21 protein-coding genes and 2 pseudogenes are annotated in these 19,924 nt (G+C 61.3%); 8 read left to right on the top strand and 15 right to left on the bottom strand.

The annotated features are described in order from the left end of the window. Window positions 1–15: 15 nt before the first annotated feature. Window positions 16–501: a hypothetical protein gene (locus tag AC1DWA_RS23685; protein WP_477917116.1), complete on the top strand. Its 486-nt coding sequence runs from the start codon at window positions 16–18 to the stop codon at window positions 499–501. Window positions 502–654: 153 nt separating this feature from the next. On the opposite strand, the gene AC1DWA_RS23680 is transcribed toward AC1DWA_RS23685, so the two are convergent. Then, complete coding sequence (locus tag AC1DWA_RS23680; RefSeq protein ID WP_477847140.1) at window positions 655–1,032, bottom strand: hypothetical protein; 378 nt, start codon at window positions 1,030–1,032, stop codon at window positions 655–657. 453 nt (window positions 1,033–1,485) lie between these two features. On the opposite strand from AC1DWA_RS23680, the gene AC1DWA_RS23675 reads away from it, so the two are divergent. Continuing rightward, entirely contained in the window at window positions 1,486–2,130 is a 645-nt protein-coding gene (locus AC1DWA_RS23675; RefSeq protein WP_477847233.1) for a LysE family translocator, read from the top strand. Here the strand turns inward: AC1DWA_RS23675 and istB are convergent. Both istB and istA read right to left on the bottom strand, forming a co-directional pair. Continuing rightward, a pseudogene (gene istB / locus AC1DWA_RS23670) lies at window positions 2,127–2,943 on the bottom strand (IS21-like element helper ATPase IstB). The gene AC1DWA_RS23675 and the pseudogene istB sit on opposite strands and share 4 nt — an antisense overlap. Next, window positions 2,940–4,664, bottom strand: coding sequence for an IS21 family transposase (gene istA, locus AC1DWA_RS23665; protein ID WP_477847231.1), 1,725 nt, complete (start codon window positions 4,662–4,664; stop codon window positions 2,940–2,942). Before istA ends, istB begins: the two are co-directional and overlap by 4 nt. 155 nt (window positions 4,665–4,819) lie before the next feature. Between istA and AC1DWA_RS23660 the strand changes: the two genes are divergently transcribed. After that, complete coding sequence (locus AC1DWA_RS23660) at window positions 4,820–5,197, top strand: hypothetical protein (protein ID WP_477847138.1); 378 nt, start codon at window positions 4,820–4,822, stop codon at window positions 5,195–5,197. A 1,221-nt stretch (window positions 5,198–6,418) separates the two neighbouring features. Here AC1DWA_RS23660 and AC1DWA_RS23655 read toward each other — a convergent pair. The 3 genes from AC1DWA_RS23655 to AC1DWA_RS23645 all read right to left on the bottom strand — a co-directional run bounded on the left by AC1DWA_RS23655 (window position 6,419) and on the right by AC1DWA_RS23645 (window position 8,818). Beyond that, a complete protein-coding gene (locus AC1DWA_RS23655; protein WP_477847136.1) occupies window positions 6,419–6,943 on the bottom strand; it encodes a hypothetical protein in 525 nt (174 codons plus the stop codon). Between the two features lie 37 nt (window positions 6,944–6,980). Then, window positions 6,981–8,258 (bottom strand): NucA/NucB deoxyribonuclease domain-containing protein, encoded by a 1,278-nt coding sequence (locus AC1DWA_RS23650; RefSeq protein ID WP_477847134.1) that lies wholly within the window; start codon window positions 8,256–8,258, stop codon window positions 6,981–6,983. Window positions 8,259–8,560: 302 nt separating this feature from the next. Continuing rightward, a complete protein-coding gene (locus AC1DWA_RS23645; RefSeq protein WP_477847132.1) occupies window positions 8,561–8,818 on the bottom strand; it encodes a hypothetical protein in 258 nt (85 codons plus the stop codon). 41 nt (window positions 8,819–8,859) lie between these two features. Here AC1DWA_RS23645 and AC1DWA_RS23640 point away from each other — a divergent pair, with 41 nt between their 5' ends. Continuing rightward, entirely contained in the window at window positions 8,860–9,090 is a 231-nt protein-coding gene (locus AC1DWA_RS23640; RefSeq protein ID WP_477847130.1) for a hypothetical protein, read from the top strand. A gap of 178 nt (window positions 9,091–9,268) precedes the next feature. Here the strand turns inward: AC1DWA_RS23640 and AC1DWA_RS23635 are convergent, their stop codons facing one another. Beyond that, window positions 9,269–9,592: a CHC2 zinc finger domain-containing protein gene (locus AC1DWA_RS23635; protein ID WP_477847128.1), complete on the bottom strand. Its 324-nt coding sequence runs from the start codon at window positions 9,590–9,592 to the stop codon at window positions 9,269–9,271. Window positions 9,593–9,937: 345 nt separating this feature from the next. Here AC1DWA_RS23635 and AC1DWA_RS23630 point away from each other — a divergent pair, with 345 nt between their 5' ends. Further along, window positions 9,938–10,465 carry a hypothetical protein gene (locus AC1DWA_RS23630; protein WP_477847126.1) on the top strand — a complete coding sequence of 176 codons (528 nt, stop codon included), beginning with the start codon at window positions 9,938–9,940 and terminating at the stop codon, window positions 10,463–10,465. A 48-nt stretch (window positions 10,466–10,513) separates the two neighbouring features. Continuing rightward, window positions 10,514–11,269: a hypothetical protein gene (locus AC1DWA_RS23625; protein WP_477847124.1), complete on the top strand. Its 756-nt coding sequence runs from the start codon at window positions 10,514–10,516 to the stop codon at window positions 11,267–11,269. 88 nt (window positions 11,270–11,357) lie between these two features. Here AC1DWA_RS23625 and AC1DWA_RS23620 read toward each other — a convergent pair whose 3' ends face one another. From AC1DWA_RS23620 to AC1DWA_RS23590, 7 genes and pseudogenes are all read right to left on the bottom strand, one after another. Next, window positions 11,358–13,076 (bottom strand): tyrosine-type recombinase/integrase, encoded by a 1,719-nt coding sequence (locus AC1DWA_RS23620; RefSeq protein ID WP_477847122.1) that lies wholly within the window; start codon window positions 13,074–13,076, stop codon window positions 11,358–11,360. After that, a complete protein-coding gene (locus AC1DWA_RS23615) occupies window positions 13,024–13,794 on the bottom strand; it encodes a hypothetical protein (protein WP_477847120.1) in 771 nt (256 codons plus the stop codon). The genes AC1DWA_RS23620 and AC1DWA_RS23615 overlap by 53 nt, the downstream gene beginning before the upstream one ends. Next, window positions 13,791–15,038 carry a tyrosine-type recombinase/integrase gene (locus tag AC1DWA_RS23610; protein WP_477917114.1) on the bottom strand — a complete coding sequence of 416 codons (1,248 nt, stop codon included), beginning with the start codon at window positions 15,036–15,038 and terminating at the stop codon, window positions 13,791–13,793. Before AC1DWA_RS23610 ends, AC1DWA_RS23615 begins: the two co-directional genes overlap by 4 nt. Before the next feature lie 88 nt (window positions 15,039–15,126). Next, a pseudogene (locus AC1DWA_RS23605) lies at window positions 15,127–15,486 on the bottom strand (hypothetical protein); the annotation flags it as partial. A gap of 459 nt (window positions 15,487–15,945) precedes the next feature. Then, window positions 15,946–16,311 carry a hypothetical protein gene (locus AC1DWA_RS23600; protein WP_477847117.1) on the bottom strand — a complete coding sequence of 122 codons (366 nt, stop codon included), beginning with the start codon at window positions 16,309–16,311 and terminating at the stop codon, window positions 15,946–15,948. After that, on the bottom strand, window positions 16,308–16,961 hold the full coding sequence (locus AC1DWA_RS23595; protein WP_477847115.1) for a TetR family transcriptional regulator: 654 nt from the start codon (window positions 16,959–16,961) through the stop codon (window positions 16,308–16,310). The genes AC1DWA_RS23600 and AC1DWA_RS23595 overlap by 4 nt, the downstream gene beginning before the upstream one ends. A 136-nt stretch (window positions 16,962–17,097) precedes the next feature. Next, the gene (locus tag AC1DWA_RS23590) at window positions 17,098–17,721 is read right to left on the bottom strand and encodes a helix-turn-helix domain-containing protein (protein WP_477847113.1); all 624 of its coding nucleotides are present in this window, start codon (window positions 17,719–17,721) and stop codon (window positions 17,098–17,100) included. Window positions 17,722–17,841: 120 nt separating this feature from the next. Between AC1DWA_RS23590 and AC1DWA_RS23585 the strand changes: the two genes are divergently transcribed. Beyond that, a complete protein-coding gene (locus AC1DWA_RS23585; RefSeq protein ID WP_477847111.1) occupies window positions 17,842–18,174 on the top strand; it encodes a hypothetical protein in 333 nt (110 codons plus the stop codon). Window positions 18,175–18,310: 136 nt separating this feature from the next. Further along, window positions 18,311–18,751, top strand: coding sequence for a hypothetical protein (locus AC1DWA_RS23580; RefSeq protein ID WP_477847109.1), 441 nt, complete (start codon window positions 18,311–18,313; stop codon window positions 18,749–18,751). 63 nt (window positions 18,752–18,814) lie between these two features. On the opposite strand, the gene AC1DWA_RS23575 is transcribed toward AC1DWA_RS23580, so the two are convergent. Beyond that, window positions 18,815–19,432 carry a hypothetical protein gene (locus tag AC1DWA_RS23575; protein ID WP_477847107.1) on the bottom strand — a complete coding sequence of 206 codons (618 nt, stop codon included), beginning with the start codon at window positions 19,430–19,432 and terminating at the stop codon, window positions 18,815–18,817. Window positions 19,433–19,924 lie beyond the last annotated feature (492 nt).

The raw sequence follows: 19,924 nt of genomic DNA, 5'->3' as shown, positions 1-19,924 counted from the left end.
AGTGAGCGATCGGAGATGGTGGTTTTCAGAAGTGGGTGGGCCTTGAGATCGGTTGTGGGTGTGGTTGTTGCGCTCGTCGCCGCAGTCTCGATAAGTGCCTGCAATGCAGTGGCGCCCGAAACGGTCCCGAGTTCGGTTCCTCGGGACGCGTCGCCCACCACCGTTGTACATGCGTTTTTGGATGCGTTGAATGCGCATGACGTGGAGGCGGCGAAGCGTTTGCTGAGTCCTGAGTTCGAGCAGCGGTTCGAGAGCAGTGCGGATAGTTGGTTCACCAACATCGTCAGCATCACGAACATCGAGGTCGGGGATCCATTGCCTCAGGTCCCCGAGGGTAACGGGATGTCCGGGTACCAGCAGGGCGTTCAAGTCTTGACTCATTTCGACTTGGAACAGAGGGCTGTCGTGTCGATGCACAATGGCGCTACTTCGTGGGGGTACATGCTCGCCCGCGAGTCTGACGGTGACCCTTGGCTCATTGTCAGTCAGGGAATGGGGTAGCGCTGGAAATCAACCGATCCATCTGTCACGGATGTGTCGCCGAAACGCCGATCGAGGACTTCTCCCGGATGCTGAACCCGCGGCAATTGGCCGGATGATGTGAGTGCGGGGAGAGCGCAGTGGGGTAGACCGTCGGTTCGTTGCGTCGAGTTCTCAGGGACCGCCTTGGAGCGTGTACGGGACGAACATCCCGTTCGCTCCTTGCGCAAGGACGGTGACGGGTTGGCTGGTGGTGACGGGCCGTCCCGGCCGAATTGCGGCGTACAGGTCGATGTTCTCGTCGTCGATGTGGTCGACTTTCGAGTAGTCGTATCCACTCGCAGGTCGTGGAATGTCGGCGACGGGGTCGCCGTTGCGGTTGTAGTGCCGGTGACGGTAGGTGAGACTGATCGGGAATCCGTCAGTGGGTGTCCGGTGACGCGAGTAGTAGAGACCGCCGTAGATGGACACCACGACGAGTGTTCCGGCGATCACAAGCATGACGAACGCTGCGACGGCGTTCGTCGGCCACAGCCGTGTCCCTTTGCGCATGCACGAAGTATGGCGAACAGTAGGCACTTCCGTCTGGCGGGTTTTCGATTTCGGGCTACAGGCCCGGTGGTGGGTTGTTTCGGGATAAGTAAACGTCGGGATCATCTGTGAGCCAGGATGTACCAGACCAGGATTGCGAAGAGGGATGCCAGCGAGCAGTAGGCGAGGAAGCCTCCCATATCAATCCAGGTCCGTTTCCCGAAGGGGCCTGGGTTTGTCAGCGACACCTGGACTTCACGCCTTCTGCGTCGGGCGAGGTGGATTCACCACACGGCAACATTGGCCACGCCCCATCCCAGCAGTAGCCACCTGAGCGCCCTGTTTGCTTTGTCGACTGAAGCTCGGTTGGCTATGTCAACTTGAGGTGGCCCCGGTGTGACGGCCTGTCGTGGCCCCGTGCCTGGGAGCCCCTCATGGCGGGGAGCCGAGGGTGGGTGGAATGCTGCTGTCATGGTGATATCGGCGCAGGCTGCGATCGGGATGGCGTTGACCGAGCTGTGGATGGCGCTGACGCCTGGGCCGAACATGATGTATCTGGTATCGCGAAGTATCAGTCAGGGCCGTGCGGCCGGGCTGATTTCTTTGGCCGGCACCGGGGTGGGTTTCGTCGTCTATATGACGATGGCCAATGTTGGACTTGCTGTGGTGTTTGTGGCGGTGCCGTGGCTCTTCATCGGACTCAAGGCCGTCGGTGTCGCCTATCTGGCCTATCTCGCATGGCAGACGTTGAAGCCGGGCGGCCGTGGGTTGTTTGAAACGCAGGACCTTGCGCGGGACTCGTCGGTGAAACTGTTTCGGATGGGCCTGGTGACGAACATTCTCAACCCCAAGGTCGCGGTGCTGTATCTCGCGTTGATCCCGCAGTTCATTGATCCGTCCCGCGGTAACACCACTGCTCAGGGCTTCGCGCTCGGCGGAATCCAAATCACGGTTGGCCTCCTGGTGAACGGACTGATCGTGGTCACCGCTGGCGCGATAGCCGGCCAGCTGATGCGACGGCCGTCGTGGATGCTCTGGCAGCGACGAATTACTGGCACCCTGCTCGGTGGTGTCGCAGTGGCCCTTGCGCGGGACGTGCCTGCACGCGCCCAGGTCTAGCTGTGATTGGTGGCGTTGGCTAGTCGGTAGCTGGTGGTCCCGGTTTCGATGATGTTGCCGCGGTAGGTGAGTCGGTCGACGATCGCTGCGCAGAGGCGGGGATCGGTGAAGGTGTCGGTCCAGCCCGAGAAGGACTGGTTGGAGGCGATGGCGACGCTGTTCTTCTCTTCCCGCTCGGTGAGCACCTGGAAGAGCAGTTCGGCGCCGCGGCGGTCGAGTTCCATGTAGCCCAGTTCGTCGATGATGAGCAGGTCAACGCGGCCGTAGCGGTTGATGGTCTTCGCGAGCTGCTTCTCATCGGCGGCTTCGACCAGCTCGTTCACCAACTTGGTGGCGAGGGTGTAGCGGACCCGGAAGCCCTGCTCAGCCGCGGCGGTGCCCAATCCGATCAGCAGATGGGATTTGCCGGTGCCGGAGTCCCCGATCAGGCAGAGCGGAAGTCCGTGGCGGATCCAATCGCCGGGTAGCGAGCTGATGGATGGTGGCGGCCTCGATGTCGGGGTTGGCGTCGAAGTCGAAGTCCGCCAACCACTTCTCCCGCGGGAACCCGGCAGCTTTGACGCGGCGAACGGTGGAACGCCGGTCCCGATCGTCGACCTCGGCGAGCAGAAGTTCGGCGAGGAACCCCTGATACGAAAGCTGCTGCTTGGTCGCGGCGGTGAGGTGCTGGTCGATCATCGCCCGCACTGTCGGAAGCCGCAGGCGCCGGCAGGCTTGGTCGACTGCGGCGAGCGCGGCTTCTTCGGTGAGGCCGCCGCGGCGCCGCAACGATGGGGCCAGCGCGTTCGTCTGGTTCTTGGTGGTGGCGGTCATAGCGGAGCGGGCCTTTCATTCGGTGGGTCCAGCGGTGCGCTGTCGGAGGCGGTGCGTCGGTGATGCTGCGGAAGCAGCCGGTCGTAGGCAGCAACGCTGGGCAGAGGCCGCCGGTCGGGTGGGAGGCCGGCGATCACGGCAGCAGGATCGGCGAGGCGGCGTTGGGTGAGGCTGACAACTCGGTGCTCACGCCGCTCGCCGTGGCGATCGAGATGACGGGCAGGACTGGCCCTACCCGTCTGCCCATTGGCGGTCGGGGCGGTCGCGAGGAGCTGCGTTTCGGCTCGTCGGGCTTCAACGGCGACGACCTCCGCGCTCACCGCCCCGACCTTGAGCGCGGCGTCGATGGCGGCGATCACCGCAGTCGCGGGCAGGCTGCGGTGCAGCAGCAGGACGTCGATCAGTTCGTTGGTGCCGTCGGTGTCGCCGTTGACTCGTCGGGCGGCGGCCCAGAACGCATCGTGGCTGGTAGTGAACGCTCCAGCTGCGCGGGCTTGGGCCAGCGCGGTCGAACCGGGCAGGGCGCCAGGTTTGAACTTGAGGACCTCGAGGTAATGATCGAGCTCGATCTTCGTGGTGCCGCGGCCAGCGATTCTCGCGTGCCGCGCCACCAATGTTCTGCCGTCGTAGACCAGCAGCTGGGAGGCTTGTAGTGAGACTCGGACTCGGCGGCCGATCAGGTGCGCCGGCACCGAATAGCGGACCATGCGAACGGTGATCATCGCCGAACGGTCCACCCGCGGCGAAAGGATCAGGCCAGGGTCGAAATCCTCGCCGGGCAGCGGAGCCAGCGAAGCCCGGTCGTGCTCGTAGTCCTGGCCGACGGTGCGCATCCGTCCGTCGATCCGGCGGCCCTCGTCCCGGGCTTCCCAGGCTTTGATCTGCTCGTTGAGCTCATCGAGGGACTCCACCTGCGGCATCGGGGTCAGCCGGTTGCGTCGGAACCAGCCGACTTCCCCTTCCACGCCGCCTTTCTCGTGGGCTCCGGCGATACCGGGCTGGCAGTAAAATGGATCGAATCCGTAGTGCGAGTGAAACAGAGTCCACCGCGGGTTCTCCTGCCGTCGCCGGTCCCCTCCCTGGAGCACGGCGACCACCGCTGAAGTGAGGTTGTCGTAACGGATATGCCGAGTCGGAACCCCGCCCAATTCACGGAACGCCTCGACGTGCCCTTCGAGAAACGCTTCCTGACCGCCTGTCGGATAGACCCGGTGGATCGCCTTGCCCGAGTGCGAAAGCCGGTAGACGAACATGTGGCACTTGGTTTTCACCCCGCCCAGGATCACCCAGACCTCACCGAAGTCGACCTCAGCCTCCGCACCCGGGGCGTGGTCCTGGGCGATGAACACCTCCCGCCGACGGCCCGCTTCCACATCGATCTGCGCGCGGCGGACGCGGACGTAGTCCCGCACCGTCGAATACGACAACTCCGTAGCACCGTGCTCGATCGCCAGACGTTCCCGAATCCGAGTTGCGGTGTGTCGCTGCTTACGTGGGGCGTCCAGATCCGAGCGCAGCATCGCATCGATCGCCGGTTTGAACCGGTCCAGCCGCGGCGAGGCTCGCTCCGGTGTCTTCCGCGGTGGCGGCAGAGCCGACGACAACGCCTGTCGCACTGTTCGACGGTGAACGCCGTGCTTGCGCGCCAACGCCCGGATACTCAGACCCTCCACCCGGGCGTCCCGCCGGATCTGCGCGAACAAATCCACTCTCGATCCCATCTCGACCACCACCACCTGCTTCGGCTCGGAAACGATGTTCACGAGCAACCATCAGGTGGGGCCAGATCAAACCGTCGCAACACCACCGGCGAGTCGCAAACGGGGCCAGGTCTAACCGTCGAGCCGGGGCCTCATCAAGCTGTCACAACCAAGACATGTGGTGGACCGTCCGAGCCGTCTCAGATGACCACCACTTCGTCATCCTCACCACCCCAATCCCCGAGGAAGACAACAACACCAACGATTTCCCCGATGAAATAGAAGCCAGCGTCTACTACACGATCATCGACAACGAACGCCGAGTACGCGGACCGGACAACGTCTGGGGCAACGGCTACGACACCGACGAACAAATCGCACGATCCCTGCAAGACCTCCTCGATGAAGAGATCGAGGTCAGCCGGCGACCATCCAACTGGGAAAACATCCACATCGTCGCTGTGCTCCCGTTGGTCCCACCCATGCCGGTTGACTCCGAGGAGGGCTGCATGCCGGAAACTGACATCACATCGAACGGCAACCGACGACCGTGAACGGGCAACGGTACGAGCGCTCGACCGATGCTCTGCAGGCGCTTCTATGGGCGAAACCACGTCTCGGCGAGGCCGTCCCGCTCCCGCTCACACCATCAATCACATCCGCCAGGGGGCCGCATACAGTCTCAACCTGCGCTTCCTGCGGCACTTCTCCCAGCGCAGCAGAACCCGAATCCTCCTGCAATGACGTCGCATCCGCGATCGAACCGGGCTGGACGTTCACTCCCGAAGAAAGTTACTGCCCGATCTGCGCCGACGTACGAGCCCACACCTGGGGTGCTCACCGACAAGACAACGAACCGAAAGGCAAGAAACGTTGACCACACCAGCGATATCGACGCGGTGTGCGGGCCGCACCTGAACGAGAAAGTTAACTTGTCGACAAGATGGCAAGTGTGTAACCGCAAAATACCCCGGCCGACTTCGAACCGGGGTATTCGCACATTCAAGGCCGTATGAAATGCCGCGCTGGCACTCCCCGAATCCAGCGCTACGAAAACCGAACGCGCATGGCCCGATTCAGATCAGCCGAACGACGGTCCATCGGAATGGACCTGTCGCGCCGGACTTTCGCTCATCATCCTCAATTCGCGAAGAAGTCGACGTCCTCGGATCCGCACGCGTTCGCGTTCGAGGCACCTTCGAAATTCGGGCGAATCTTTCGAGTGCCCGTCATGTTTGGACGGTGCGTGGGGGCACTGAACCTTTGCCATCGAAGCTCCTAGATTGGGATTGCGGCTTGGTTTAGATTACGGCTAATGCTAACCGAAAAAGCTCTTCTGAACTGCGGTGACAGTCATCCCGACGGTTGAATGGGCAGTCGAACAATAGTCGAGTAGATAGTCGAAAAAATAGTCGGGACGCGTTGGTCGCTTGCACCTGATCTGCGGGAATCAGGCATCGGCCAAATACTCCAAAAGAAACTCCAGAGGAGAACACCAGTCCGGTCGAATCTTCATTTGGTTTGAGGTCTGGACGAGGGTTACGGACCGGCGCTGCTGATGGCGTCCGAGGTGACCCAGAGCCACAGGTCCAGGCCAGTTTTTCCGTCGCCAGTGAGCGGGTGAATTTTTACGCACGCGAGCTTGTGTATTGGCGGTCAATGACCGCACCCATCAGATTGAAGACGTGGAGTGAGATAGAGGCGTGCCGATCGAGACGCAATGAGGGCGAGATAGCCGGATTCCCAAGCTATCTCGCCCTCGGTGATATGTGCAGCTACGCGATGTGGTCGGTGACCTCGCCCGTGGTCCAGTCCTTGGACCTGAGCACAGCGAACGGCGCAGGGTACTGCTGTTCCCACAGTTCCAGCAGATACCGCTCCGACGAACTCTGTACGACCTGATCGGGCTGACCATGGCGTCCCTGCGCGCTCACACGCACCCGATACGTAGCCGCCGCGCTCTCAGGTAGGACAGAGCCGCCCTGCTCGTCGATGATCATGGCCTCCGCGCCGTGCACGCGCAGATCACCCTCGCTGACATCGAGTGGGACCTCGGTGACCTCTTCCCACTGTCGGTCGGGTAGCCCCGGCGCTTCGTCGGTGACCACGACTTCCACCTCGACCGGCCCCATCGAAATGCCGGTCTTGACGAACAAGATGTCGGCACCGCCGCGAACGAACGGCTTGTCTGCCCCGGCTGTGTCGTCGAGGTCGTCGACGTCCCATCCGGCAGGGCGCATCAACAGGAAACAACGGGAACTGACCGGGACCGTGAACTCTCTACGGACCAACTCCGCCACATCGGCCTCCTTCACAACTGCGCATGTGTGTTGACTGTCAAACTACGTCGACGAAGAAAGAATCTCCGGCCATGACGCGATTGTGCTGGTACATCACACCCAATTCGACTCCGGCGTAGCTGTTCTGCGAGTCGTTGACGTAGCACGCGCTGAACCCGATCGGACCGGTCACAGATCCATCGGATGGCAACTGCGGGATCTCGCAGCCGGGGAAGGTGCGTCCGCCGCTCGGGCCGGACGCGGCACCTTCGATGGTGCTCGCGAAGGGGTATTCGTCGCAGCTGGTCACCCCTGGCTGCGGGTTCGTCCACGACCCGCACGCGATCGCACGGTTCGCCGTCTGGATGCTCTCGTCGACGACGCGGTGCAGCGGCGTCCCGCCTCCGCCGGAGACGTAGTCACCGGGTAGCCCGGAGTTCTGTGCATTCTGAATGTGGTTACCCAACTCGTTGTACATGCTCGTGGGGTAGAGCAGGATCGGGTAGTGGGTCGGATACACGCACCCGGAGCCGGACAAACCGGGGGCGCTGTTGTCGCAACGCCATTGTGGCTGAATGATTGCGCCGGGAGAGTTCGGGTTCGCGGTCGAGGTATTGACGGTCCACTGCACTTTGGCGTTGGCCGTGATGGCGCTTCCCGCAGATCCCATCACCGCGTCGTAGTAGTAGCTCCGAGAAATCACCGGGTTGGTCAACATCGGGATACTTGTCGAGGGCGAGTAGTTGAGCCGGGTGCAATTCGAGACGCAAGTGGAGTCGATGTCCATACCTGCACTCTGCGCTGCCCCCCACAGGCCCGTAGTGCTCACAATCAACCGATGGGCCCATCGGGTCGTACCTACGACGGAACCGGTGTAGACGTAATTCGTTTCGGCCCAGAAGAATCCGCCGCGAACAGTGCCGCGACTGTTGACGAGCGCGGCATAGCCGGTTTTGATGCGGCACGCGTCGAAGCGGTAGTTGCGCCATTGAGCGTCACTCGCACTGCCGAGACACCAATCAGCCAAAGGGGGCTCGTCCTCAGTGGCCCGAGCGGTCGACGAGGACGATTTCGGGATCATCCCCGTGGTGTCGGCGCACTCGGCACTTTGACGCTCTTCCTGCGGAATCGCCGCGATGTCAGCACAGCTCGGCAGCGCCGCCTTACGGGCGGTATCACCTTCGACCGTCGGGTCGTATCGAGTGTCAGGCGCTTCGGGTACCGGAACCACCACATCCGGCGAGGTTGGTTGTGCTGAAGCAATAACGGGTTGAATGGACAAGAGGAGTGGGGCCGCGACAAAGAGCGCCACGAAAAACCGAGATCTTCTGCGCATCGATTCTCCTGAACTGAGTCCTTCGAATGGGTCCCCCGACCCGAACAGACCTTCTCACAGAAACGAACCACGCGGTATCCGTTTCGAGCAAAGAGTTCGTGAATAATATGAAAGTTTCGAGAACCCGCCACCCGCTTCACCTTTCGGAAGCGGATCGCTTACCTCACCAGACCCAGGATGGACTCGGTCAATGATCAGTAATCAAAAACATGGCTACAACGGTCACGTTGCGGGTGCTTCAGTGATGGCGTCGGCAGTGACGAGCATGTCGATGTCGACACTGTTGGTTCCGCCGTGGTCAATCACGAACTCTGTCTACAACCGAGCCACTGACCGTCACTCAAGAGCGCCCACGCGTAAAGCTTTCCCGGCATGGTGCCTTCGAGGCGGAGACCGCCGGCGAGCACTCGCAGCGGGAGCCGGTCGGGGCGCGTGGCGTTCTTCGCCAAGGGCAAAGCGCGGTTCGTCTCGACGATGACCGGCTGGGGCTCTGGGAGTGGGCGCAGAGTCGGGGTCAGTGGCCAGGGCTCACGCCAGCCGGTGAAGTCCGGGGTGGTCATAGCGCCTGCGGAAGCGGAAGCGGAGCCGATTGTGCGGGAGCGTGCGCCGTCCATCCCACTACCCCGTCTGCAGCGCTCAGATCGATCCTGCCGGATCGGGGACGTATCCCCCGGCCACTGACCTCGACATCAACGGAGAAGCCTGTGATGCGCCCATAGCCCTGCCCGATCCCCGTGTACTCGGCGACATGGGAATCAATGCGGATATCCGCCCCATCCCATCGCCCCTCGGTGACGACCAGGCACGAACCCTTGCTGCTTCACCGGACTAAACCGATACCTCTGAGTCACAGGCGAAGACGCCGGGGACGACACGACTTGCGTCGGGCGGCCGTTCCAATTTCTAGGGCAGTTGCACAAGGGTTGGATGTTCATGAACGGATCGGACTTCCATGCCGCAATCAGCGGAATGACCCTGCAGGACGGCGACCCTACGCCGTGACACTGCTCCTACGTTGGTTCGTCGTCTTGATAGTGGATGCGGTAGCCGATGCGTGCCGCGGCACTCACCACGGCGGAGTCGAAGTCGGTCTTCTCTGCCAGCATCAGGAAACCGAAAATATCGCCGGTCTCGTGGCAGGAGAAGCAATGGAATAGCTGCGACTGAACACGAACATAGAAGTTCGCAGCGTGGTCTCCGTGAAACGGGCAGTAGCCCTTCTTCGCGTCGCGCCCACTCCACTTGAGCTTCGTGAACTCCTCAACGACATCTGCCAGCGAGGTCCGTTCCCGAATCGTAGTCAGTTCCCCGTCAGGAATGCGTGAACTAGTCATGCACCCGAACCTAGTCGCCTGAACGAAGCTGCACAGTCCAGTCACATTTTTCAGTCACTACGCAGCTATTGCCAAGGGCACGAGCGCCATCCGTTCCCTACCCCAGCCCCCGCCTTCCGGTCTCAGAGGTCCCGGGGTGATGTTTCCGTAACATCGAGTACCAAATACAGCTTAATTCTTTGGAAAACCGTCCACAAAGTCACGAATGGATCCTTATTAGACAAAGTTTACGTAAAATTGGTTTCAAAGTTTCGTACCAAACAGTTCCCTTCTTTCGTTGAACATGCAACGATGAGATCGCTCTCGTTGATGACTGTTCGACCCTTTCCGACGGAAGAGACAGGTATGAGCAAACATTCGTTCTTGAAATTAGGCACCGCCCTCGGAGCAGCACTCGCACTGACGCTGGGGAGCGGAGGAGCCGCGATCGCGGATCCGGCAACGACACCGACGGACCCTCTGCCACCCAAGCCCGCACCCGAATTCGAATACCCCGACGTACCGCCGGAACTGGAAGGCGGAGTTGCTCCACGGCACGCGATCACCTGTTTTTACCAGGCGATAGGTCCGGCGAAAACAGGGTTGGCCCCGGTCTCGCCCATGTCGTTCGGAATGTCGGTCAGTTGCACCGACACTCCCGATCTCCGCGGAATCACCACCATCCTGTGGCGATACGACTTCGACACCGGCGAGTACTACCGACACAGTGAACGGTATTCCAATGAGCGCAATACCCAGCAGACGCTCACTTACTACGCATCATGCTCCGGCCAAAAGCAGTACGCATTCCATACCCAAGTCATCGGCATTGCCTACCACGGCAATTGGGACGAGACCAGCGACGACAGCGACGCAGTCATCGAGTACTGCTGACACCTTCCTAACATCGCCCATGCACATGTGAAGTGAGGACCAAATCCAATGCACCTTCGTACCGCGTCAAAGATGATGATCACCGCCGCCACAGTGTCAGCACTTGCTTTCGTCGGCGTTCCGACAGCTTCAGCCGAGACCTCCACGGGATGGACCGGGTCCACGGGGTTAGTAGGAGGCACTCTGTACCTGACCAATTCGGCAGTCTCAAACGCCCCCGCTCCGGTAGCAACAAGCACCGCCTGGACTGTCTTCGGTGAACTGATCACCCCAGGCAACGCAGGAATTCTGTCCCGACTGTTCAAATCGGGCATTCTCTGCGAAGCCCAGGGATACTTCTACCTCGCATATCCGGTCAATACCTATTCTGTGTCCACGAGCGGCGCAGATTGCGGGCCCGGCTCCTACAACAGCCATGGCTTGCAAAGGTTCTACAACGGATCGTCTTACGTCGATCACGTCACCTTCCCCAGTTCGCCTCTGGACTTTCCCGCACCCGGAGCACGATCCGCCGAGGCTCCCGAGCCCTCGATAAACGAGCGTGGGCAGACTGTCGGAACGGCCGAGGGGGTCGAGAACGATGCGGATCTTCCCGACTTGATTGCGGCACAAGGCTCTAACGGTCAGGTCGGGTACGTGAAGAAGACTGATCTCGTTGCCCCTGAGCTGTCGAAAGAGCAGGTTTTGTCGTTGCCCCAAACGACTCTCGCGGACGGCACAGTCGCGTTTCACGAGCCCGCTCGCACCATTGCCGTATATGAGGAAGATGGTGTGACACAGACCGGCACGTTTACCGTCGGTTAGCCACTGAATCGGTGCTGGGCGGCGTGCGTGCCAACGCCGCCCAGCACGGCGGCGTGCGTGCCAACGCCGCCCAGCACCGCGTTGCTCTCTACGAGTGCAAGCCTCTGATCACGGGAATGCCGAGATCTACAGAGGAACGGTGTACCCCGTCACGCATACGTTCCAGGCTGACGATTTTGGCGGCAGCAGCATTGAGGCTGACTGTGAGACCTTCGACTTCACCGGTCCATCCGTTGCTGCGAGCCTCGTCGATGCGGTCGCGCAGGTTCGCCGCTATTTCTGCGAGCCGGTCGTGCGACCGTGGATCGACGTGCAGGCTCGGGCACCGGATGCAGGCATGTTCGTGTTTACAGGGAGTGCCGTACGGTCGGCCGCATGTCCCGAGCTCGAGTTTGCGGTGCTCGAAGTGCTGGTGAAAATCGCGCCACTCTTCTGCCGTGGGTTCTCGGTACTCCCCGTCTGGGCGGACAGCGCGACGAGCATCGAGGAATGCCCTGTAGGAGCGAACCAGTTCCTCGTCGAACACTGCGGTGTATGCCTGTGTTGTCGAAATATTCTTGTGCCCAAGTAGTTTCGAGACGATATGCACCGGTAGACCGCCGCCGACGGATTCAGTTGCGAACATTCGCCGGAAGTCATGCGCGGTATACCGTAGCGTCTCGCCGACGGCGTTCGTCACGCCTGCGTCCGACACAATTTGGTCGAGCCATTTCTGTACCGAGGCAGGGCTGGGAACTGACCAGTTCCAACCGTGTCGGTGCTGGAACAAGTGCGGCAGACGAGGACCAAAAACGCGTTCGTAATGGTCATAACGCGGAGTCAAGGGGATCGCGCCGTCATTGTCTGCACGCAGACGACTGATGATGGTGGCAAGCACACTGGCCAGTTCCGGACTGATCAACAGTAGACGCTCCTCGTTGTTCTTCGAGGGAACGATCTGCAACATGGGAACTATCTCCCCGGTCTCGGGAAGTTGATAAGACGTGATCGCGAGATGGGTGATCTCGAGAAGCTCTTCGACGCGAATACCTGTGTGGCGCAGAGTCTCTATCACCGACCACGACCAAAACGCTTCGTGTTCGTCCTTGCCGACTGCGATGACCTCGCCGGTGTGAAGATCTTCGATCTGGATGGGCGGTGCATCGTGCCCGTAGCTGGTTTTGTCGAACGATTTCGGGATGGTTCGCTGGTAGCTACCGCCGGCGAGTTCGAAAGTCTCGCCGATCGGGGTGGACAGTGTCGCGGCAAGGATGGCCGCGGTCTCGGATTTGCGGCGAGCGGCGGCAGCGATTAGCGCCGGAAGATGCGGTAAACGCTCCCGGATTCGTTGATGAATTTCCGCTGTGGCTTGGGTACGGGCTTTGTGGGAACCCCGCGTGTCTTGCCTGCGAACCGGACTGGGAAAACTCCACTGCGCCCACGTCGGGTCGTCCGTTGCCCACTCCTGAATGTCTCGATACATTCCTCGAACCGCCATCAGGGTGCTGAAGTAGTCTCGGCGCGGTCGAGTTTCGCCGGCGTCGTTGACGATCACACTCAGTCGCAGTTTCCATGCCTCGGCAGCATCGCGGGGGATGTCGAGTGTCTCGAGACCTGGGTTGTGGCGTTCGATGTCGGACCAGAACCGGCCGACAACACTTGAGACAAGCGAGGCGAAACTGTTGTAGTCCATTCCCGGTCGCCGCTCGTTCAGATATCGAATGAGGACCTCGCGTACCGCGGACTGTTCGATACCGTACCCGTCGACGAGATCCTCAGTCTTGCGCTGACCGTGGCGAATCGCCATATCCAGGGTTCTGGTGTCCATCGAGATCGGCGATCCCCACCAAGGCCGACCATGCCAGATGCGCGGTGCGCGGGTTAGAGCCTCGGTGCAAGAAGTGCCAGGCACGATAGGCCAGCAGATCATTCGAGTTAAGTTCGTGAAGGTCTCTGCCAGTGTGCAGAACTATCTGAGTGGCGACCACCATTGCTTGCTTGCGTTGGTTGGCGTTGGCCGCGAGAGCATCCGCTCGTTCTTCGAATCGAGCGAAGAGGTCAGGTCGAAACGCTGCCCGCGCAATCGAGTACAGGTTCGTCGCTTGGTAGTTCGAGAGGAATCCATAACCTGGGAAGACGATACGACCGAGAAACAACCGAACCAACCCGCGCTTCATCTCGTCGCGCTTTCCTTTCTCCTGTCGTGGATCGTCGGGGTCTGTCAATGCATCGAGCCATGCCAAATCGGTATCGCTACCGGAGGAAATCCACTTTTCCTGCCAACCCGTCCCAGGATGGTTGTCGAGCCATTCCAAGATGATTCGAGCCGTGCGCTCGCTGCCCTTCTTCCGCGCATGCCGGGAGGTCGTCGCGTTCGTTTTGTTTGTGTATGGCGGCAGCACCGCGAGAACCTCCGGGATCGACATCCGATCCCGCATTCCCCCCTTGACCGGAATGTCCGCGAGGTCTTCTCGACGCTGGAACTGATGACGCAGGCGCGGATTCGTCGGAACTCGCAAATTGGAATCGGGTGTTGTCGAGGTCATGGCAGTGTTCCTCCGAACAAGATCTCCAGATCGGTTCGCTCGTATCCAGCGGAAACGTCGACGAAGGGGCGCGCGCTGTTCTCGTCGCGATGAGCGAGATGGCGACGGACACGCTCGATCACCGCGGCCTGGTCTTCTACCAGGTAGATATCGCTGGTCGTCGACAAGTGCGCGTGGCCCAGAATTGTCTGAACGTCACGAGCAGAGAGGTTTTCATCCCTGGACAYCCGCAAAGCCGCGGTGTGGCGCAGATCGTGCATCGTCCAGTTCGTACCCAGTTTGTCGTTCGCGCGCATCACGACTTTGCGGAGCCCGTCGTAAGTCAACATCCCGTATGCCAACTCGCCTCTGCTATTTCGGCGTCGTCGACGTGACTGCCATAGAGGTTCGTTCGGATTCGGGTGCACTCCAAGATCTGCGAGGTACAACCTCAGCCACACGAACGCCTCCGAGCTCGCCGGTAGCCACTGCTCCGCCCGGGTTCCTTTGCGAGTGACGCGAATCAGTTGATCCCCCCAGTCGACGTCGATCATCCGGAGTCCCAGGATTTCCGCTGCCCGTACACCGTTACTGACCACCAGTGCCAGTAGCGCCCGGTCCCGATTCGAACCCAACGCCATGAACAATTCGTGCCATCTCGCGTCCGGGATGGCACGGGGACGACGTATCGGTACCTTCGGGTTGTACCGAATCCGTCCTTCCTTGCGGAACAACTCGAGCGGATTGTGGTGAGCATTGGCCCGGGTGTCTCTTCTGGCCAACGGCACAGGATTGATCACCGGACCTTCGCCCTGATCGATCCAGAATTCGTAGAACGCCCGCACCACTGCATTCGAGTGCCGGATGGTGCGCGCGGCGTACCGGTCGTCCAGATACTGCTTCCGCGTGATCGCATTGACCGTGCCCGCCGTGTCCACCGACTTCGTTCGCGGCCAGTCTCGAATCTTGCGTGTCTTGAGCAGCCACAACACCAAATCTCGACACTCCGCAGAAGTTGCCTGGTTCCATGCCACCTCGACTGCACGCAGCCACCGCCACCATCGGAGCAGGTCGTAGGCATAGCTGCGCACTGACGATGAGCTGTTTCCCTGCGCGACGAAATCTGTCAGGAACCGGTTTATCGGTTCCACCACCGCCCCGTCGTCTCCACACACCACCCACGGAACCACAGCCTCGTTTCGGATAACCCGCCCCCAACGGACGACCTCTATCGCCTCGATATCACGCTGCGCGCATTCAGACACTGGACACCACCTTCCGGAATCTCGGGATAGGTGATTCCTACCGACCTCGGGCCGAATGCCGCTCAAGCATGAAGGCGTGTCGCTTCTTAGTCCGGTCAACAGAGCGCGCACGGGCAACTACCGCGCGCGCCCTGGTCGGAGGAACCGCTGCGCCGGCCAGCCCGAGAACAATCAAGTCCATTCCGTCGAGCAAAATCGCCGCCACGTCTATCGCCGCAGACCCCGGAGTAGGGATCAGGGCACAGCGGGCGAGGTCGGCTCCCATTTCGGTGGCCGCGAGGAGTCCGAGTTTCGGCAGGCCGATGATCGCGGCGTGCTTACCGCTGCCGGTGACGGAGGCGAGCAGGCTGAGTAGCACCGACGACGCACCGTCCACCGAGACGACAGAACCGCGTGTGAGTCCCCTCGGGAGCAGGTCAGCGAGCGCCGGAGGAACCTCGAGGACACTCGTTGCGGATTCGGTGATCGTCTCGGGGCGTGTCTCGAACCGCGCTTCGCTGTGTTCGGTGGGTACGGCCGGGGCAGCGGCCCCGTCGGTACGAGCGGGGATCGACGCCATACGTCGGCGCAGTGCCTCGATGCGATCACCGGGAGTCAGTGACGCGAGAGTGTTCGGGTCGGCGGTCATAGGTGCTGACCTCCTCCGTCATCGCCTTACCGCTCACACTCTAGTCGAACGTATATTCGAAATCGAGTGGAGCGTACGTCGACGCTTGCCCTCCGAGATGGGGGATCGAGTGTTTTGATCCGGCGCAGCAGGGAAGTCGTACGGGGCGGGAAGCGGCGAAGTACTGAAGGGGTATCTGCGCCCGCACCGCGCACAAGGCCCGCCAACCGGCTGTGTACTCGCCGGGGGGTGGGCCTCATGCGGGTGATGTGGGGATACCCGCGCCACCGCGACAGGTAATCAGGTGTTTGTTCGGCCCGACACGGCCTCGTAGGGCGCACGCCCGGAAGCAGTGAAGCTCTCGCGATGGGCCTGCACGATCGCGTGCGTCGCGCGCAGGCTTCGCGCGGCGTCAGCGAGGTGAGCGACGATGTCCTGGTCTTCGGCTTCGGCCGCGAGGAAGGACTCGACCTCCGGTGATGCGGTCGGTCCTGCGTACATCGCCCGCAGTGTTGCGCGGGCTTCGGCGATTGCTGCTTGTGCCTTGAAGAGTGCATCGATCATGGCTGACAACTGGGCATGCGCGGCGGTCTCCTCGTGGCCGATGACGGCTTCCGCTGGGGGAGCGGAGTCCGCACGTAAGGGATGGTGGGCGGGCCTGCTCATGCGCGGTCCTCCGCCTCGGCCCCGGCAGTGGCACTGAGCAGGTATGAGGACAGCATGTCCGAGGTGCGAGCGGCGAGGTCGAGGTCCTCGCGCAAGATCGAGACGCTGTGTACTGCCCCGACGAAACCCGAGCACAGATTCCACGCCAAGCGGTGATTGGTGGCGGTATCGCTGATCGACCCCGAGCGGATACCGGCTTCGACGAGATCGCTGGTGGTGTCGATCCACCGGCGGTACGAGGTGTGCGCGCCGTCGATGGAGGGATCGAGAGTGAGTTTGAAACCAGCGCGGATATTCCGATCTCCTTCGACGTGGTCGGCGAGGGAGGCGAACACGGTACGTAGCTGCTCGGCAATTGATCCACCGGCTGCTGCTGCGTCGGAAACCGATTGCGCGACTGCATCATCCCAGTACTCGATGAGCTGCTGTGCGAGCGCTTCCTTGGACAGGAAATGAAAGTAGACGGAACCTTTGGTGATGGAATTGGCCTTGATCACATCGTTCATGGTGGTCGCGGCGTAACCGGCGGTGTCGAAAGCGATCGCAAACACTCTCACGATCGCGGCCCGGGTGGCGATCGCGCGTTGCTGGGGTCGGCGTTGCGCACTGCCGGCGGGCCGGCCGATGTGGGGCCGAATAGAATCGCTCATGGTTACAGACTCCTGTTTCTGTGACTGGTTGGTTGGCCCTGGCGGTGCTCTGAACACCGCCAGGGCCGTTCATCTCCGTACGTCCGCTTCACTGTGTTGTAGGCGGGTTGCAGCTGGTCGGCGGGCCTCCCTGTGGTCAGGGCGTGGGTCGTGTCCGTAGTTCCCCGATGAACTTCTCGGCTCTGTTGAGTTTGTCTCGCACCACGCCGATCGCCTCGCTCACCTCGTCGAGCTCGTTGTCGCTGAGCGGGGCCGCCAGGCCGTCGTCGATGGTGACCGGGTTGAGTGCGCCCGCGAGATCGCGGCCGGCATGAATCATGGCCCGCGCCGAATGTGTAGCGGCCGGACTGACCACCACCTCCTCTCGGCCTGCGGTTCGCGAACGAGGAGGCCGCCCGTACGCCACACGCGCAGGCTCGCCCGCCTTCTGGGCGCTCACCATTCCGAGCTGATCGCCGTAGTGCGCGAACCAGATCCGCACATCTTCGGCAGGCCGGCCAACCCTTGCCGCGATCTCCACGTCGGTCAGGTCGTCGAATTCACCTGCCGCGCATTGCTCGGCCGTGACCGGAGCGAGCAAACCGATCAACTCGTAGTCCCCGACCTCGAGGATGGACAGCAACGTCGAAAAGCGCGGCTCCGAGACGCCCGACTCGTACCGCGAGAGCACGGGCTGAGCAATGCCAGCTCTGCTCGCCAAGTCGCGTTGAGACCAACCATGCTGTGCGCGTAGGCGTTTGAGGTGTTCGGCTGCACTCATGTTCGGCATAATTGCAACACTTCCACCTGAATACTAAAAAGTCAAGTCGATAACCAAATAAGTATCACTTGTGTTAGTGTTCTCCTCACTCGACACACAGCCTCCACTCGAAGAGGAACCATGACCACCATCGACATTCCGGCCGAGTTCACCGATGCATTCATCGCCTACGCCAACGAAAAGAACGAAAGCGACGACGAATTGAACATCGACGTCGCCGACGACGGGCGCGCCCTGTACGTGTGCACGGTCAGTCCCGTTCAGACGGCCCTTCGGTTGACGACCGGCGACGGCGGAACCGTCACAGCGGAAATCGGCACCGTAGAGCTGGTTCGCGGCCTGGGCGGGGAGGTGGAAGAGAACTGGTACGAGGACGGAACGGTCGAGATCACGCTCAGCGACCCGGTACACGCAGCACAGCAAGCAGTCGAATGCTGGATCCAGACGCTCTGACACGCGCGCGGCGTACATACGCCGGGTCGCTCGATCTGTCGCGAGAGCCGGTGGTGTCCGAACCGCATGACACGATGACAAACACAAACCTCGCCCGAAGGCGTCAGCCTCGGCGACACCACACCACGGGGGTTCGATGACCAACTACGACAGCGAATTCGACGCAGTACTTAATCGCGGACGCGTCTACGACAGTGCCGCGCAACTGCGCGCCACCCCCGAGGGGACGCCGATCACCGACGCCGAAGGAGGACACTGGATCCGCGGATTCAACGACCCCGCCGAACCTCGGTGGCGCCGCCGGACAGCGCCACGGCTGATCTGGATAGGAGTCGGGGGAGGTCACGACCGGCGCCAGTCCTCCGAAATCTCTCTCCCCGCCACCCATGCTGTTACCGAAGACTTCTGGCCCACCACCCTCCTGGACGGACCTCCGCCGTCGATGGCGATCGAATCGATCCCCGGAGCCTGCATCGGCGGCAACCCCGGCCTCTCGGTATGGGATGCGGTCGAACAAAGAAACCGCGACTTCATATCCAGCCTCGGGAAATCGGATACGACGCACATTCACCCCTGAAACGACACGGTCGCCGCACACCCTCTTGAGGACCTGCGACGACCGTGACGATTCGCCTGCGACTTAGTAACTCTTGTTCGCGAAATGCTTGTTCAGTGCGATCAAGGCTTTGGCCAGGAAATAGACAGCGGTGCCGACGACTGCAACGCTGAGTGCGATCTCGACGATGACACTGCCCGCACCCTCCCGGTAAACCTTTTCGCTGATCTGCACTCCGAACCCGATCAGAACAGTCGCAAGGGCAGGAACGGCGATCGCAAGAAACAGCAGATCGGGAGTATCGCGCCCGCTGTAATCACGTCCCGTGATGAAGGATGCGAGCCAGTTACTGGCCGGGGCCGCCAGCATGTAGCAGGCGGCCAACACGACGGTGCCGCCGATGGTGAACCACACCGCGAACTCGGTGCTGCGACTGTGACGTGCCAGCGCGCCTAGAGAAGTGAGCAGCGGCCACAACGACAAGGCCCACAGCCCGATTGAGACGAGTACTGCGATGACGCAGTGCCGTGTGCTGTTCAGCTCCCGGTCGTCATAGATCCAGTACGACATCCGGCCGATAGTGACGGCGGCGAAGGCGATCGCACCCCCGAGTAGGAACAGGGCCAGGGCGCCGATCCAGCCCCAGGCTGACCAGTCGGAGCTGTGGACGCCGTACGACACCGACGAAACCAGTGGGTTCATAGGAATATTCGCTTTCCTCGTAGAAACAATTCGGTTGTGATTGGCGTCCCTGAGCATTATTCCGCATCTCGGCCGTTGGGCGCCGAGGCGCGGCCGACGGCGCGGAAGGTTCTCGATACGAATCGATGCTCGAAAACAGTTGCAGGGGAGAGAAAATGGATGATCGGCGCCTGGCCCCATCACCAGCGCGGGGCAAGCCGAGAAACCAACTGAGTTCCTTAGCGGTGGAGATACTTTCGGGTAAATCGCTTCAGCCTGGACGTGTGGTCCTGCTGTCGGTGGAAAGTCCAGGTAGAGGTCGCCCACAAACCTATAGGTTGCCAATTGACAACCTATAGGTTAGGCTGTGGTTGTCAACTAAATAGAGAGGTGCGAAGATTGCCACAGAGATTCAGAGGAATCGACCAGGACACGAAAGTGATCCTGAAGGCACTCGAGAAGGCCGGATTCGAAATCCGCGCCACGAAAGCGGGTCACCCGATGGTCTACAAA

Source organism: Rhodococcus sp. P4_F3_2 (assembly GCF_056401335.1).
Note: the sequence above shows the minus strand (reverse complement) of the source record. Positions and strands in the feature narration are given on the sequence as shown.